Source organism: Oleiphilus sp. HI0067, assembly GCF_001635735.1.
This window is the reverse complement of the sequence record NZ_LWFI01001171.1, coordinates 1-790: the sequence shown is the minus strand read 5'-3', so window position 1 is coordinate 790 and position 790 is coordinate 1. Positions and strand designations below refer to the sequence as shown.

Below are 790 nucleotides of genomic sequence, written 5' to 3'. Positions count from 1 at the left end.
AGATATTTTGCGTCTTACGCATTTTGATGACCGTACCGCTTATTCGCTTAAGCAAGAAGAAACCATTGGAATGATGCGTTTTGACCGCCCCAGAGTGTATGGCATGAATTAATTTATCCTGCCCTCTTTAAAGAACACGCGAAAGCGTGTTTTTTCGTTTTATATCTAACGAATTTTTTGATCTGACTTAACGGATAACCTAACTTGCAGATAATTTTGTGATGAGCTTCGCATTAATAATGTAAACATGGCCATTATTGATAGGTTTGCATAAAAAGCGAACAGATGGTTGGACTTTGTTCGTGAACTGACTCCAACTGTGAATTTTTGTTAAGTAGGATTTTCGCTCCACTTTAAATCTAAAAATAAGGAAGGTTGGAGAGAACAATGACTTATCTTAAATCAGTAATAAACAAGCTTGCTAAAGCAGCAACTGTCGCTGCCGTAGCTTTCACTGTAGTAGGTTGTGTTGGTAATCCCTATGATGAGGATGTATCAGACCGTGGTGGACGTAACGACGTAATCAGTGTGGGTGACTCGATCTTTGACTTAAATGGTGTGATTCAAGAGACTCTTGAAGCAAACATGGGTCAAGAGTTCCGTGATTACACGCAATCAGGTGCTGAAATCACTGGCGGCCTGATCGCAACTTCAGTAACAAATCAATATCGTGATGCACGTGCAACAAATCCGAACATCAACGTTGTGTTGGCTGATGGTGGCGGTAACGACATCTTGATTCCTGCAACACTTCTTGACCCATACGGATGTCGTACTCAGTGGTACCGCT

The 790-nt window shown here is 41.3% G+C and carries 1 pseudogene; it reads left to right on the top strand.

Going from position 1 to position 790, the window contains the following annotated elements:
* Positions 1 to 387: 387 nt before the first annotated feature.
* A pseudogene (locus A3739_RS17320) lies at positions 388 to 790 on the top strand (SGNH/GDSL hydrolase family protein); the annotation flags it as partial.